Raw genomic sequence first — 15,565 nt, 5'->3', positions numbered from 1 at the left:
GTATGAAGAAATTAGAAAAAATAACTCCACAAAAAGAAGACTTTTCAAGATGATATACTGATGTTATTAAAAATGGTGATTTAATGGCATATAGTGGTTCGAAAGGATCGATTATTTTCAAACCAATTTCATTTGCTATTTGAGATAACATCCACAAAAATTTAGACATTTTATTTAAAAAACAAAATGTTGAAAATGTTTATTTACCATTATTAATTCCCGAAAGTTTATTGCAAAAAGAAAAAGACCATTTGTCAGGCTTTAATCCTGAGCTTGCAACAGTAACCGAAGTTGGCGGTAAGAAACTTAATGAAAAGTATTTTATTAGACCAACAAGCGAGACTTTGTTTGGCGATTTTTTCAAAAATGAAATCGAATCTTATAATGATTTACCTTTAATTTATAATCAATGAGCAAATGTTTTAAGATGAGAAAAAACTACAAATCCATTTTTAAGAACACGTGAATTTATGTGACAAGAAGGTCATACAATTCATGCTAATGCTAATGAAGCTAAAAAATTAACCTTAGAGATGCTTAAAATTTATAAACATTTTGTTGAAAGCTATTTAGCTATTTATGTTTTAGATGGTTATAAAACAGAACATGAAAAATTTGCAGGTGCTGAATTTACATTAACAATAGAAGCTATGATGAAAGATGGCAAGGCATTACAATCTGGAACAAGTCATTATTTAGCTCAAAATTTTACAAAAGTATTTGATGTTAAATTTAAAAATAAAGTTAATGAATATGAATATGCTTATGGAACAAGTTGAGGATTAAGTACTAGATTAATTGGTGCATTAATTATGGCACATGGTGATGATAGAGGAATTGTAATTCCTCCAAAAATTGCACCTACACAAATTGATATTATTGAACTTTTTGCTTCAAAAGAACCAAAAGTTCATAAATTAGCATTACAACTTCAAAAATTATTATCAAAACAATTTAGTGTAAAAATTGATGATAGCGACAAAAACCCTGGATTTAAGGCTGCAAACTCTGAAATTCATGGAACACCTTTAAAAATCGAAATAGGGCCTAAGGATGTTGCAAATAATCAAGTAATTTTAGTTAGAAGAGACACATTAGTTAAACAAAATTTAGACATTTCTAATTTAAAAGATTTTGTAAAACAAGTTTCTAATGTTTTAGATGACATTCAAACTAATTTGTTTAATGAATCTAAGAAAAGAACATATGCTAATTTTATAGAAGCAAAAGATTTTGAAGAATTTAAAAAATACATTGCACAAAATAAGTGGGTTGTAACACATTTTGCTGGAAATGCTGATGATGAGCTTGCAATTAAAGAACAAACTGGTGCATCATCGAGATGCATTCCATTTGAATGTCCAATTAATTTAAAAAATAATAATTGTTTTTATACTGGTAAAAAAACTGATAAAATAGTAATCTTCGCAAAAGCATATTAAACTATATAATTTATAAAAAGGAGGCAGTTATGCTTGAAAAAACAACAAAAAAAGATTTAAATAATAGACATTTACAAGGAAAAGCAATTTTAGCTTTTAGAGCAACTTGATGTCCACCTTGCCAAATGCTTGGACCTGAACTTCAAACACTAGCTCAAAGATATCCAGATATTAATGTATTTGATGTTGATGTTGATAAAGACATTGAATTTGCACGTGAAATGAATGTTAATGGAATTCCTTCACTTTTCTATTACAAAGATGGAAAATTAGTAAATCAATCTGCTGGTTATATGCCTATGGAAGATTTACTAAAAATGTTTTAATTAAATAATTTAACTTACAAAGATTGCTATTAACTTAGTGATCTTTTTTAATACTTAAAAAATGCTTTTTTGTTTATAATGTTTTTTCTTATTTTTTTTGTTTTAAAAAAAGAAAAGAAAGGAAAAGTTTTGATAGAAAGCATTAGAAAAAAGCATCTAGCAGTTGCATTTACTTATCTTATTTTCGTTTTAACATTATGTATTGGTCTTGGGTTATTTGCATACTTTTATCTTAGTCTAAAAGTATGCTCAGAAATGATTAACTGAAAAATGATATATAAATTAAGTACATTAGATTTTGTACTATACATTTTTGTTATTTTGGTATTTTTAGCATTTATCTTATTTTATTCTTATGTAACTAATTGAATGTTTAAAGTATATAGAACACTTGCAAATTCTAGTAGACTATATATGCTTTTTGAAATGGTAGTTATTGCTTCTAAACTTTCTTTAATATATAGACTTTGATTAAAAAAACAAACTTTGAATGTTTTTTAATTTAACAAAAAGGAAAATGATAAAAACACAAATTAAGTTATATAAACAACTTGCGATTTATTATACTTTGAAAATAGCCATTTGAATTTATGCTTTGAATTTTTCTTACTTTGACTTTTGCTATTGTTGCAGTTGAAAAATTTGGAGTTAAATCATATTCATTACTGTTTACTATATTTTTAGTTTTGTTAATAGCGAGTGGAGTTTTATGTTTTACATTTCAAGTTGCCGAAAATATGAATAGAAGTCGAATATTAGCGAGATGAGTAATTATATATTAGTTTCCTATAAAAGTTTGGATAGCAAAGCATTTTATTTAACTGCTAAACTTGATAAATTATGTTATGCTGCAAACATTGATGAAAAAAATTTATCAAGTGATATGACATTATGAGTCTCAAAACAACTTATAGAAATAAAACAATATTTTGAATCTCAAAAAGATCCTATTTTACAAATTGTTACACCTAATGCTGATTTATTAAAAAACAAATTAACATCATTTAATGTAGAACAAGAAAACATTATGCAACTTGCTATTACGTTTGACAAGAAAAACATAAATTATTATGAATTGTTAGAAATATTAAAAGACGAAGAGAATTTAACATTTGTCACAAATGATTATTTCTTTAAATTAATCTTAATCGAATATCAAAAGGAAAACAAACTAAATAATAGTAACTGAACTTGCAACATTAAAGACTTGTTGCTATGGTAAAGAGAAACATTAAAATAATTTAAATGATTAATGGACTAAATGTTCTAACATTTCCACAAAAAATTTTATTTAAGATTAGTTAATTTAAAAAACTAAAGTAGTTCAAGTGCTTTACTTTGTCATGCTAGGCATGGCATTTTTTGATTTTATGTTCAACTTTCTCAAAATTTTCACAATCTTAAAATAAAGCGGGCCTTATTTTTTATAATTTAGTTATTCTTACAAAAGTGATAGTGACACTAATTTGTTTGAATAAAAAAATAAGGAGAAAATTAATGAAAAAATTCGCTAAATTGTTTTTGACATTAGGTGTTGTTTCATCTGCAATTGCTCCACTTACAATGGTAGCATGTGGAGATCCAAAACATCCTAAATCACCTACTGAATGAGTTGCTGATGTTAAAGAAAACTCAAAATTTAAATTGGAAAATACACAAAGCGTTCCAAAAATGGCCGTTATCACAGATGGTGGCGACTTAAATGATAAATCATTTAACCAATCTGCATGAGAAGGCCTTTTGAAAATTGCTAATCAAAACAAATTAGGTTTAGATAAATATGATATCTTTGAAGTTGCAGGTAGTGATTTTAGTGCTGCCTACAATGCTGCATTAGCTGGAGGATATAAATATTGAGTACTACCTGGTTTTATGCACCAAGCCGCAATTAAGGACTTTTACGCTAAAAATAAAACTGCAATGGAAAAAGCTGGAGTTACTTTAATTGCATTAGATTTTGATCTTAAAGGTGCTGATATTCCAGAAGGTCGTGGTATTTCATTAAACTTTAAAACCAAAGAAGGTGGATTTATGGCGGGTTATGCAGCAGCTAAATTTTTATCTTCAAACACTAATGAAAAAGATAGAACTGCCTCAACCTTTGGTGGTGGAGATTTTCCTGGTGTAACTGATTTTAATGAAGGATTTCTAAAAGGAATTCAACAATGAAATAGTGAACAAACTGACTCAAGCAAAAAAATTAAAATTACTGATGAAGTAATTGCATTAGATTCGGGTTTTGCACCTAATGATAAGATGAATTCTGTTATTAATGCAGTTTTAGCAAAAAATCCAAAACTGGTTTTACCTGTTGCAGGCCCTGCTACAAATATAATGACTAGCAAGGAAGAATTTAATACTAAATATGCTATTGGTGTAGACTCTGACCAAGCACTTACTGCTCCTAAAAATAAAGAAAGATTCTTTACTTCAATTTTAAAAAGAATTGGTCAAGCAGTTTATGATACATTAGGCGGATTATTAACTAATGACAAATCATTTATTGGTAATTATGAAGAAGGAAAAACTAATAGTTCATTAGTAAAAGGTGTTAAAGATGGGTGAGTTGGTTTAACTGATACTCACATTACAGGCGATAAACAAAAAGAAGCAGAAGATGCTTTAAATACTGCCAAAGCTAAATTTAATGGGTTAAATGAAGAACAACTTAAATGATTATTAGGTAATAAAGCTACCCAAAGTGGTGCAGAAATTGAAAAAGTTGTAGATAGATTAAAAGAAATTATCAAAGAAATTAACAAGAGAAATTAAAGAAAAGAATATTTCATAATATGAATGCTATTGAATTTGTTAATGTAACTAAACAATTCCCTGGCATCAAAGCAAATGATGATATTTCATTTGCAATTAAAAAAGGTTCCATTCATGCTTTGATTGGAGAAAATGGTGCTGGCAAAAGTACGCTTATGTCAGTACTATTTGGTTTATATGAACCTGATGCTGGCGAAATTTTAGTTAACAATAATCGTGTGTTTTTTAAAGGACCTAATGATGCTAATGCATTAGGAATTGGTATGGTACACCAACATTTTAAACTTGTTGATGTATATACTAATTTGGAGAATATTATTTTAGGTGCTGAATGAACGCATAATGGAATTATTTTAGATAAAAATATTGCTATTAAAAAAATTAAAGCCTTGCAAAATGTTTATGATTTACATTTCGATTTGAATCAAAAAAGTGGTGATGCAACTGTTTCAACTCAACAAAAAGTTGAAATTATGAAAATGCTTTTTAGAGATAATGAAATTTTAGTTTTTGATGAACCTACTGCTGTTTTGACTGATGAAGAAATTCAAGGACTTCTTAAGTCATTTAATATTTTTAAAAATGCTGGGAAAACAATAATTTTTATTTCACACAAACTAAAAGAAGTTGAACAAGTCGCAGATTATGCAACAGTGTTGAGACAAGGAAAAGTTGTTGGTAATTTTGATATGAAAAATGTAAAACTTTCACAAATAGTTGAAGCTATGGTTGGCTCTAGTGTTAAAAATATTGTTAACACGTTGGCTTGTGAAAGAAAAGATGTCATATTTAAACTAAATAACATTTCAACACATAAATTAAGAAAGAATTTGCATGATGTTTCATTTAAAATTCATGCTGGCGAAATTTTTGCAATTGCAGGCGTTGAAGGAAATGGACAAAATGAGCTTGAAGAAATATGTTCAGGTATGGTAAAACCAGCAAATGGAGAAATTAAATTAAATCTTAAAGATAAAGATGGAAATTTCGTTTCTTACAATATTACAAAAACTAATGTTTATAAAAGAAGTAAGATGAAAATGTCATATATCCCTGCAGATAGACATCATCATGGATTAATATTAGATTATAGTGTTGCTGACAATGCTATTTTAAGAAGATTATGAGATAAAGAATTTCAATTTCTATCTATTATTAAAAATAAAAATAAATTTGCATTTACACAAAAAATTATCGACAAATATGACGTTAGAGGTGCTAGAAAAGGAACAACATTGGCCCGTTCAATGTCTGGGGGAAACCAACAAAAATTTATTGTTGGTCGTGAAATTGAAACTGTACATGATTTTATTATAGTTGTTCAACCGACAAGAGGATTAGATGTTGGTGCTATTAATAATATTCACAGTGAAATATTAAAAGAAAAAGCTGCAGGCAAAGCAATATTATTAATTTCTTATGAATTAGATGAAGTTATTGCATTAGCAGATACTATTGCAGTTATTAATAATGGATATATTGTTACAACAAAAGATGCTAAACAAATTTCACGTGTTGAAATTGGTTCATATATGTCATCAAGTACATATGAAACTAAAGGAGGTGTGTAATGTCAACTAATGTAAATGAAAAAGCAAATCACACCTCTTTTGTTTCAAAACTAAAAGATTTTGGTGCAAAAATAAGAGGTTTTGTTAAATTAGATCAAACAAAAAAGGGTTGAAGAAAAGTTATGTCTTCAATTTGAGCAATTGTTTTAGGTCTAATTGTTGCAATGATTTTTATAGCAATTGTTTCAAAAAACAATCCATTCTTGTTTTTTTCACAAATTGTTAAAGGTTTTGGCAGCTATTCATTGCCTACTTTTTACAAATATTTGCTAATTTTTGGATTTTCTGGGTTGGCATGTGCTATTGGATTTAAGTCAGGATTATTTAATATCGGTATTAGTGGTCAAATGATGATTAGTGCAATTTTCTCATTTTCAATGTTTGTAACACTAAATAAAAAAAATTTGGGCGCCGATATGTTGTTTTTAGGTCTAATTGGAACTATTGTATTGTCATTTTTAGTTGCAATGTTAGCTGGAGCATTGAAAGCTTATTTAAATGTTCATGAAGTTATAACAACCATTTTGCTTAATTGAATAATTGTTTATTTAGGCTCATTTATTTTTTCTTCACATTCAAATGTATTTTCTGCTGATAAAAAAGCGACATTTATTTCAAGTGAATATACGGGAACTGCAAAAGGTGTATTTTCGATAAGCGATCAAAATGTAACCTTATTTATGATTTTAGGGTTTGTTTTATTGTTAGTATCAGTTTTTGCATTTTGATTTATTTTAAGATTTACCACAACTGGCTATAAAATCAAAATGTTAGGAATTTCAAAAACTAACGGAAAATATATGGGCGTTAATGACAAATTATTAACTATGTTAGTTATGGGATTTTCTGGTGCATTAGCCGGTCTTGCTGGATTTTATTTATATATTTTTAAAGAAGGAACATTTGTTGATGCCGATGTTTTACAACCATTAGGTTTCGAAGCAATCGCAGTATCTTTATTGGCATTAAATTCACCAATTGGTGTCTTGTTTACTGCAATTTTTTATTCAACTTTATATAATGGAACAATTTATATCACTTTATATCCATTAAGTTTGAAAGCAGATTACATAAAAATTATTACTGCATTAATCTTATATTTTGCTGCAATTTCACAAATTCTTATGACATTTAAACCAGGACAATTTTTATGAAAATTGTGCATTAAAATGTCATATAAAAAATACTGGTTGTTACTAAAATTAAGATTTATTAAGAGAAAAATTGCAAATTTAGATAGAAATTATGAAGTTAACATGCATAAGATTCGTATGAATATTTGCAAAGCAAATGAAGAAGGTATGTTAAACAAAGTTCAACTTCTAACTAAGAAATATGAGAATTTAAAAACAAAATTATTAATTCAAGAGGACTTCTTAACAAGAAAAATTGCAAAATATGATGAATTTGATGTTTTAAATGTAAAAATTAACCAATTAAAATTAAATAATAAGTATTTGTATGCAGTAAATAAAATTCAAATTAAAGAATATTATGCTACAAAAATTTCTTTGGTTAAAAAGTCAACTGTCAATGATAAAAATCAAAAGATTTTAGAACTTAAAAAACAAAGAAAACAAGATTTAATGTCAATTAATCAAAAATTAACTTCAGATTATGAAAAAAATAATCACCAAGTTAAACAACTAATTGATGAAAAACAAAGATTATTAAATCAAATTAAATCATTAAGTTTAGACACTACTATAACATTTCAATGTGACATTAAACAATTTGAAATCAATGAAATGTCAAATCAACAAAAATTGCAAGCACTTAAAAAAGAACACAATCTTCACAAAGACTCATTTTTGCAATTAGCAATTAATAAAAATATGACAAGTGCACAAACTCTTGAACAATTTTCACAAATTGCTGCTAAAAAAAGAGAATATGATCATAAATCTTATGAATTAGGCAAGTATGAAAATGTTGATATAAAACAACAACATCGTGCTATTATGAGAAATATTTTACTTGATTATAAAAAACAAGTTGAAGCGCTTTATCAACAATTTATGAATGAATATTTTTATGCATATTTTAATGCTAAAGGAGGTAAACAATAATGCCAGATGGTTTACTTTCAAGCATTTACAATTACTTAATTATTTATTTTGTAATATTTGCAATTAGTTCAATTAGTGGAATGTTTAGTGAAAGAGTTGGTATTGTTAATATTGGCATTAACGGAATGATGGTGATAGGTGCTGCAACTTATTTAGTGTTTACACAACAACTATATACTTGATTTGGCTCTAAGTCAATTGGAACAAGTCCATGGTGACAAATTGTTGGTATGTTATTTGCAATGATTTGCGCTGCATTATTCTCATTGCTTCATGGTTTTGCGACTATTAAATTAAAAAGTGACCATACAATTTCAGGATTTTCAATTAACTTATTAGCTTTTGGAATTGCACTTATTTTATTAAACATTTATGGAAATAATTCGAAAGCACCAAAAATGCTAGTTGAAGAATTAAGATGATCAGTAAAAGATTCTAAAGGCTTTATTTGAGAAATATTTTCACTTAAAACTTTTATTGTGATTGCAGTTATTGTAGTGTCTTCTATTATGCTATATAAAACAAAATGAGGACTTAGATTTAGAAGTATTGGTGAAAATCCACAAGCAGCTGATGTTGCCGGAATTAATGTTAATAGTTACAAATGACAAGGTGTAATTATATCAGGTGCATTGGCAGGAATTGCAGGTTCTTTCTTTGCTCATTCATTTTCCGCGGCATTTAGAGGTGATGTTAATGGATTTGGATATTTAGCATTAGCAATTATGATTATGGGTCAATGAAATGTTGGAATTATTGCTTCAATTTCATTTGTTTTTGCATTATTATATTCATTTGCATATACAACACCAAACTTTTATTTAAATCTTAAACCATTACGTGATTTATTCTTAGTTATTCCTTATTTCCTAACTCTAATTATTGTTATTGCAACAGCCAAAAAATCACATGCACCTGCTGCTTCGGGTATTGCATATGATAAATCTAAGCGATAAACTTCAAACCTTTATTTCAAGTGGTACATCCACTTGTTTTTCAACTTTTTTATAATATATAATTTTTTCTATGAAAAAAAATTATTGAAGCAATTAAAAAGAAACATATTCTTCAAATTCTATTTTACGTATTATTAATTGTTACTTGGATTTTTATTGCAATAACTTTCTTTATGTTTTATGTTAAAGAAAATGCTCAAATGAAAATAAACTCACAAGGAAAAGCTACGAAACATTGCCATCAATTACATTTGTAGTATATTATTGCTTTTTAATAATATTCACTTTATTAATTCTGCATCATATAACTATTTTGAATCTCACTATTTTAAGCTATGTGCAACTAAAAACTGGATGTATAAAAATGTATAAATTATTTGAAATTGTCAAGTGAGCAAGTAGAATTTCTTTGCTCTATAATTTTTCAATTAAAAAATCATATATTAGTTTTTTTATCAGTGAGTGGGGGATAATAATGAAAAGTAATTTAATTAATGAAAAGAAAAATATTGCCTATACTTTTTAATTCAATCTTTTTGCATTTATAACTTTTGTATTTACTATATTGCTTTTTGGAACTACCTTGCTAATATCACTTAAAATCAGAATGAATTTATTATTTATATTGCAATTATTTTCTACTATTGCTTTATTAATTTCGGCATTAATGTTTTATTATTTGTATACAAAATGTCAAAAAACATTGCTTTTACATATGCAAAAAATGATTATTTGTTTTTACCATTAACTAACATTAAAAAAGATATATTTTACAATGCTGCAAAGTATAAAAATTTAAGTTATATTCCTATATTTGATAATGTTTTGATTTTCAAAAAACAATCTAAAATTCTTCCCATAAATTTTATAAATTATTTCATTGAACAAAAAAATCCAATTTTAAGAATTAAGGAGAAAGATGTTTATTCTTTAATTTCTCAAGAAACTTTTAATATTCAAGTTATAAATTTGGACGAGATTAAAATTACATTTGATAAGAGCAGTATTGATTACTATAATTTGTTAATAGTTCTAAAAAATATGTGTAATTTAGAATTTACTACCAATGATTTTTTATTTCAATTAATTTATGAAGAATTTGTTAATGAAAATAAATTAAATGATTTATGAAAATGCTATAAAGTTAATTTATTAGAATGACAAAAATTATCATTTGAAACAAATTAATCTTTTGTTTAATTTCAAATATAAATGTATAATTCCTAATTATGTTTTTTAAACCTGAAATTTATTTTATTGACTTAGATGGTACAACATTAGACCTTCCTAAAAAATCACAAAAAATTAGTGATAAAAATTTAAATGCTATTAAAAAAATGAACGAAACAACACCCATTGTATTTTCAACTGGTCGTTCTAATTCTGAATTTGTTATGAATTTAGCAAAACAAACAAATTGTAAATATGTAATTTGTCAAAATGGTGGATTAATTGTTGACATCAACAACAACATTTTGAAAAAATATGAAATCCAAAAAGATGATGTTTATGAAATTGAACAATTACTAAAAAAAGAAAAAATGCTTTTTATTTTAAATTCAGGACATACAATTTATGGTACTACTGCTAAATTACGTTTTATAAGTATTTGAGCAAGAAACATAGAAAAGAAATCATATGACGAAATTCCACGTGCTACTAATGCAACAAAAATCTTGACTTTTGGAAAAACAAAAAAAGGTATAAGAATGTTAAGAGATTTACTTTTAGAAAAATTTATAAACATTGCTGTTCACATTGTTTCAAAAGGCTATGCTCTAGAAATTACTAATCAAAATGCAACAAAAGGCGAAGGCGATTTATTTATTTGCAAATTGCTTGACATTGACCCTAAAAAAACAGTTCATATTGGTGATTCTGGCAATGATGTTGTTACAAAATCATATATTGGTGCTTTTGTTGCTATGGGTAATGCAGTCAAAGATATTAAAAAACAAGCCACAGAAGTTGGGCCTAAATTTAAGAGAGCTGGACTTGCTAAATTATTCAATAAAATTCAAGAAAGCAACTAATGTTAAGTACTTTTTTAAGTATTTTATTTTTTATTAAGTAGTGATTTTCCAATCATTTCCTTAGGTTTTTCAATCTTCATATAATCTAATATTGTAGGAGCAACATCACACAAACTTCCATTTTTCAAGTTAACATTTTTGTCACTACAAATAAACATAACGGGGCTCGTTGTATGCTTTGTTGCAGGATTTCCATCTTTATCTTCTGTTATCTCTGCATTTCCATGGTCTGCGGTAATAAATCATGTAACATTTTGTGAGTTTTTGGTTATATAATCTAAAATTCTTTTAAATTGGCTATCTAAAAATTCTATTGCTTTAATAGTAGCATTTAAATTTCCTGTATGTCCTACCATATCAGGATTTGCATAATTCATAATAACAAAATCACATTGTTTAATTTTTTTCAATAAAACATCTGTAATTTCTTTTGCTGACATTTGTGGAAAATCAGCAAAAGAATTAGCCTTAATACTTTCTACTAATATCCTTTCTTCATTTTGATAAATGATATCTTTCCCACCATCCATAAAGAACGTTACATGTGCATATTTTTGTGTTTCAGCAATTCTTAATTGCTTTAAATTTGCATTTTGTATAACTTCACCAATAGGGTTTTTAATTTTCATTTCTTCAAATGCTATTAAGCTGTTTATTCCTTCATATTTCATAAGTGAAACAAAATTAGCGATTTTAACTTTAATAGATGGAACATAATCATAAAGTTTAGAGCCAATAAACATATGTGATAATTGTCTTGCTCTATCTGGTCTAAAATTAAAGAAAATTATTGAATCATTATCTTTAGCAAATAAACCATTTTTTAATTGAGCAGGCATAATAAATTCATCATAAATTCCTTGCTCATATTGTTTTTTGATATAAGTTTCTATATTATCAATTACATTATTTGATTTACCGATTAAAGTTAAATAAGCTTTTTCATTTCTTTCAAAAATTTTGTCACGGTCCATTGCATAAAATCTACCGCTTACTGAGGATAGTGTGTAGTTATATAATTTAAGTTTATCTTCTAATTTTTGTAATGAAGGCAAAATTGATTTTAGTTTAACATCACGTCCATCACCAAAAATATGGACTGATACTTTTTTTAAACCTAAATTATGTGACATATCAAGCAAAGCAAACAAATGATTTTCATGTGAATGAACTCCACCTGGACTTAATAAGCCCATCAAATGTAAAGTTGTATTGTTTTTCTTAACATCATTCATTACTTTTAAAAGAACATTATTTTTTTCAAATAAGCCATCTTCAATAGCTTTGTTAATTAATGATAGACCTGTATAAACTATTCTTCCAGCACCAATATTTAAATGTCCAACCTCACTATTTCCAATTTGTCCTTTTGGAAGTCCAACATATTCGCCTGATGCTTGCAAAACACTATTTGGAAAGTTTTTAAATAAATAATCAAAAGTTGGATGAGATGCTAAAGCATAAGCATTTCCTTGTTTTTCTTCTTTTAAACCCAAACCATCAATAATTGTTAATATAATTTTTTTATTAGCCATATGAATTCCCCTGTAAATAACACTATAAATAATTATATTTAGTGCTAGGACTATTTTTAACATTTTAAAGTATAATTTTAAATAAAACTTAATGCTAGGAGTGATGTGATATATGTTGATATATGAAAAGAAAAATAATGAAATAATTAAATTAGAAAAGAATGAATTTGAATCAGAAAAAGATTTACAAAATTTTGTTGAAAAAAATATGGAAAAATTGTTTTCAATTAAATTTATTAAATCTGAATTCCAAATTGATAAATATCGGTTTGATTCTGTTGGATTTAATAAAGATGAAGATTGAAATTCATTTGTAATTTTTGAATACAAAAAAAGCCAAAATTATTCTCTAATTGATCAAGGCTATGCATATTTAAACACTGCACTTGACCGTAAATCCGAATTGATTCTTTTATATAATGAGATTTTTAATAAATCGCTTAGAGTAAATGATGTTAATTGAGAAAATATTAGAGTATATTTTGTTTCACCAAAATTTACCATTTATCAAAGAGATGCAGTACAAGAAACAATGCCATTTGAACTTTATGAAATAAATCAATATAGTCAAAATATCATCACAATATCTAAATATAATTCCAATTTTTACCAAAAGAATGGTAATAACAAATTTTCAAATGATACTAAAAACAAAATTATTAATAAAGTTAATCATGAAGTAAAAGTTTATAGTGAAACTTATTTTTTAAATAGACTTTCTTCTGATATGAAAGATTTGTATTTTGAATTAAAAACCAAAATTTCGGAACTACCTAATGTTGAATTTACACCACTAAAAGTTTATCTAGCAATTAAAGTTAACAATCGCCCTTTATGTTCTTTTGTTTTTAGCAATAACACAATTAAAATTGCCTTGTCAGCTCGAACTAATGAAATTGAAGATTATAGAAAACTAGTGGTTGATTGATCAAATATAGGACATTGGGGAGTTGGAAATGCAATGTTTGAGCTTACTAACGAAGATGATTTAGAGTATGCAATGTTTTTAATTAAACAAACTTATAATTTAGTTACAAAAGATAAAAAATAGTGTAGAACCATTAAAATACTGCAAATAGTTTAAAATTTATAAAAAAAGGAGAAAATATGGCAAAAATTATAAATTTAAATATGGCAAATAACAATGATACTGTAATCTTTGGGCTTGAAAATTCATGAGAATTAGCAAAAAACATTGGTCTTTCAATTAATAAAGAAATTCATCCAGTAACAAAAGTAACATTTGCTGATGGTGAAAGACTGTTATCTTCTGAAATTACAACAAGAAATAAATCAGTTTACATAATATGCAATACAGCAAAACCTGTCAATGATAATATTATGGAACTTTTAATTTTCATTGATTCATTAAAAAGAGCATCAGCAAAATATATTACTGTTGTTATGACATACTATGGCTATGCAAGGCAAGATAGAAAAGCAGCAGGACGTCAACCAATTTCTGCAAAATTAATTGCTGATTTATTAGAAACTGCAGGTGCTACTAAAGTAATAGCAATAGATTTACATAATCCTTCTATTCAAGGCTTTTTTAATATTCCAGTTGATGATTTAAGAGGTCAATTTATTTTTTCAGCTGAACTTAGATCAAGAAAAGAAAATTTTGTTATTGTATCGCCAGATCATGGTGGTGCTGTTAGAGCAAGACAATTATCAGAACTTTTAGATCATGGTGATGAAATTGCAATCATAGACAAAAGAAGAACTGGACCTAATCAATCAGAAATCATGGGTGTTTTAGGCAATGTAAAAGACAAAAATGTCGTTATTTATGATGATATTATTGACACAGGTGGAACTATAATTCATGCAGTTAAAGCTTTAAAAGAACAGGGAGCTAAAAAAGTTATTGTTGCTGCAACTCATGGCCTTTTTTCAAAAGGTTTCGATATGTTTGAAAATGATAAAGATGTTGATGAAGTAATAGTTACAGACTCAGTAAATCATGATCATTTAAAGAACTACAAAAAATTAAAAATTCTTTCACTTGCAAAATTCTTAGGACTTGTAATTGAAGCAAATATTAATAAAACTTCGATTACAGATGTTTATTATGCTTACGGTCAAAGACACAAATAATTTATTTAAGAAATTTTTACCTGAAAATTCTGATGAAATTAATGAAATGCTATATCAATATTATGTTTTGATCGAAACAGAAAATCAAAAATATAATTTAACTGGCTTTCATAATGAAAAACTAATTTTAGAAGGAATTATTGAATCAATTTTAGTATTTAAAGAAATAAATCAAAAAGTTTGTGATTTAAAATCTAAATATATATTAGATATTGGCGCAGGAGCAGGATTTCCCTCTTTACCTTACTATATATATACAAACCAAAACTTTAATTTAACAATTTATGAGCCTCTTAAAAAAAGATGCGTATTTTTAGAATTGGTTAAGCAAAAGCTAAATCTAGGAAATTTAACTATCAAAAATATTCGTGCTGAAGATTCTTCAGAGTTGGAAAAATTTAATTTTATTACAGCTAGAGCTGTTAGTGAACTTAAAAATTTAATTCAAATTTCTTACCATTTAGGTAAGTTAAATAATTGCATATTTTGTTTTTTAAAGTCTAATAATTATTTGAAGGAATTAGAGAATTCTCAAAAATACATTAAAGAATTAAATTTGCATATAAAAACATTGGAAATAATTTGCAACAATATAAAAAATGTCATAGTTTATTATCAAAAAGAAAAGCAAACTCCTAAAGACTATCCTAGAAAGTGAAGTCAAATTATAAAATAGTAAAATTTATGCAGAAATGCATTTTTTTATGCTTTTTTGTATATTAAATTAACTTTTTGACAATAAAATGACAAGATTTTTCTTA

General features: G+C 26.4%; 14 protein-coding genes. 12 read left to right on the top strand and 2 right to left on the bottom strand.

The features are described 5' to 3' along the window. Nucleotides 1-2: 2 nt before the first annotated feature. From proS to EXC60_RS01455, 9 genes are all read left to right on the top strand, one after another. Nucleotides 3-1,442, top strand: coding sequence for a proline--tRNA ligase (gene proS, locus EXC60_RS06340; RefSeq protein ID WP_024544384.1), 1,440 nt, complete (start codon nt 3-5; stop codon nt 1,440-1,442). Nucleotides 1,443-1,471: 29 nt separating this feature from the next. Next, on the top strand, nt 1,472-1,768 hold the full coding sequence (locus EXC60_RS01495; protein ID WP_024544385.1) for a thioredoxin family protein: 297 nt from the start codon (nt 1,472-1,474) through the stop codon (nt 1,766-1,768). 763 nt (nt 1,769-2,531) lie between these two features. Next, nucleotides 2,532-2,990: a hypothetical protein gene (locus EXC60_RS06335; protein ID WP_129619876.1), complete on the top strand. Its 459-nt coding sequence runs from the start codon at nt 2,532-2,534 to the stop codon at nt 2,988-2,990. A 275-nt stretch (nt 2,991-3,265) separates the two neighbouring features. Then, a complete protein-coding gene (locus tag EXC60_RS01480) occupies nt 3,266-4,540 on the top strand; it encodes a BMP family ABC transporter substrate-binding protein (RefSeq protein ID WP_024544086.1) in 1,275 nt (424 codons plus the stop codon). Nucleotides 4,541-4,560: 20 nt separating this feature from the next. Next, nucleotides 4,561-6,111, top strand: coding sequence for an ABC transporter ATP-binding protein (locus EXC60_RS01475; RefSeq protein ID WP_129619874.1), 1,551 nt, complete (start codon nt 4,561-4,563; stop codon nt 6,109-6,111). Then, nucleotides 6,111-8,180: an ABC transporter permease gene (locus EXC60_RS01470; RefSeq protein ID WP_129619872.1), complete on the top strand. Its 2,070-nt coding sequence runs from the start codon at nt 6,111-6,113 to the stop codon at nt 8,178-8,180. Before EXC60_RS01475 ends, EXC60_RS01470 begins: the two co-directional genes overlap by 1 nt. Further along, nucleotides 8,180-9,136, top strand: coding sequence for an ABC transporter permease (locus EXC60_RS06330; RefSeq protein WP_129619870.1), 957 nt, complete (start codon nt 8,180-8,182; stop codon nt 9,134-9,136). The genes EXC60_RS01470 and EXC60_RS06330 overlap by 1 nt, the downstream gene beginning before the upstream one ends. Before the next feature lie 690 nt (nt 9,137-9,826). Next, a complete protein-coding gene (locus EXC60_RS01460; protein ID WP_024544090.1) occupies nt 9,827-10,324 on the top strand; it encodes a hypothetical protein in 498 nt (165 codons plus the stop codon). Nucleotides 10,325-10,365: 41 nt separating this feature from the next. Then, nucleotides 10,366-11,169: an HAD-IIB family hydrolase gene (locus tag EXC60_RS01455; protein WP_245394160.1), complete on the top strand. Its 804-nt coding sequence runs from the start codon at nt 10,366-10,368 to the stop codon at nt 11,167-11,169. Between the two features lie 23 nt (nt 11,170-11,192). Here the strand turns inward: EXC60_RS01455 and gpmI are convergent, their stop codons facing one another. Together gpmI and EXC60_RS07045 are read right to left on the bottom strand one after the other, a co-directional pair. Continuing rightward, on the bottom strand, nt 11,193-12,683 hold the full coding sequence (gene gpmI, locus EXC60_RS01450; RefSeq protein ID WP_425349721.1) for a 2,3-bisphosphoglycerate-independent phosphoglycerate mutase: 1,491 nt from the start codon (nt 12,681-12,683) through the stop codon (nt 11,193-11,195). Beyond that, on the bottom strand, nt 12,680-12,727 hold the full coding sequence (locus tag EXC60_RS07045; protein ID WP_373307131.1) for a hypothetical protein: 48 nt from the start codon (nt 12,725-12,727) through the stop codon (nt 12,680-12,682). Before EXC60_RS07045 ends, gpmI begins: the two co-directional genes overlap by 4 nt. Nucleotides 12,728-12,816: 89 nt before the next feature. On the opposite strand from EXC60_RS07045, the gene EXC60_RS06325 reads away from it, so the two are divergent. Genes EXC60_RS06325 through rsmG form a run of 3 tightly spaced genes read left to right on the top strand, consistent with a single transcriptional unit; the run spans nt 12,817 to nt 15,480 of the window. Further along, nucleotides 12,817-13,755, top strand: coding sequence for a hypothetical protein (locus tag EXC60_RS06325; RefSeq protein ID WP_024544093.1), 939 nt, complete (start codon nt 12,817-12,819; stop codon nt 13,753-13,755). Nucleotides 13,756-13,811: 56 nt separating this feature from the next. Further along, the gene (locus tag EXC60_RS01440) at nt 13,812-14,804 is read left to right on the top strand and encodes a ribose-phosphate pyrophosphokinase (protein WP_232612557.1); all 993 of its coding nucleotides are present in this window, start codon (nt 13,812-13,814) and stop codon (nt 14,802-14,804) included. Continuing rightward, a complete protein-coding gene (rsmG, locus tag EXC60_RS01435) occupies nt 14,779-15,480 on the top strand; it encodes a 16S rRNA (guanine(527)-N(7))-methyltransferase RsmG (protein ID WP_024544095.1) in 702 nt (233 codons plus the stop codon). Before EXC60_RS01440 ends, rsmG begins: the two co-directional genes overlap by 26 nt. The last annotated feature ends 85 nt before the right edge of the window (nt 15,481-15,565 follow it).

Source organism: Metamycoplasma salivarium (assembly GCF_900660445.2).
In the GTDB taxonomy this organism is placed as follows: domain Bacteria; phylum Bacillota_I; class Bacilli_A; order Mycoplasmatales; family Metamycoplasmataceae; genus Metamycoplasma; species Metamycoplasma salivarium.
The sequence above is the reverse complement of the archived record's forward strand: the minus strand, read 5'-3'. Positions and strand labels throughout refer to the sequence as shown.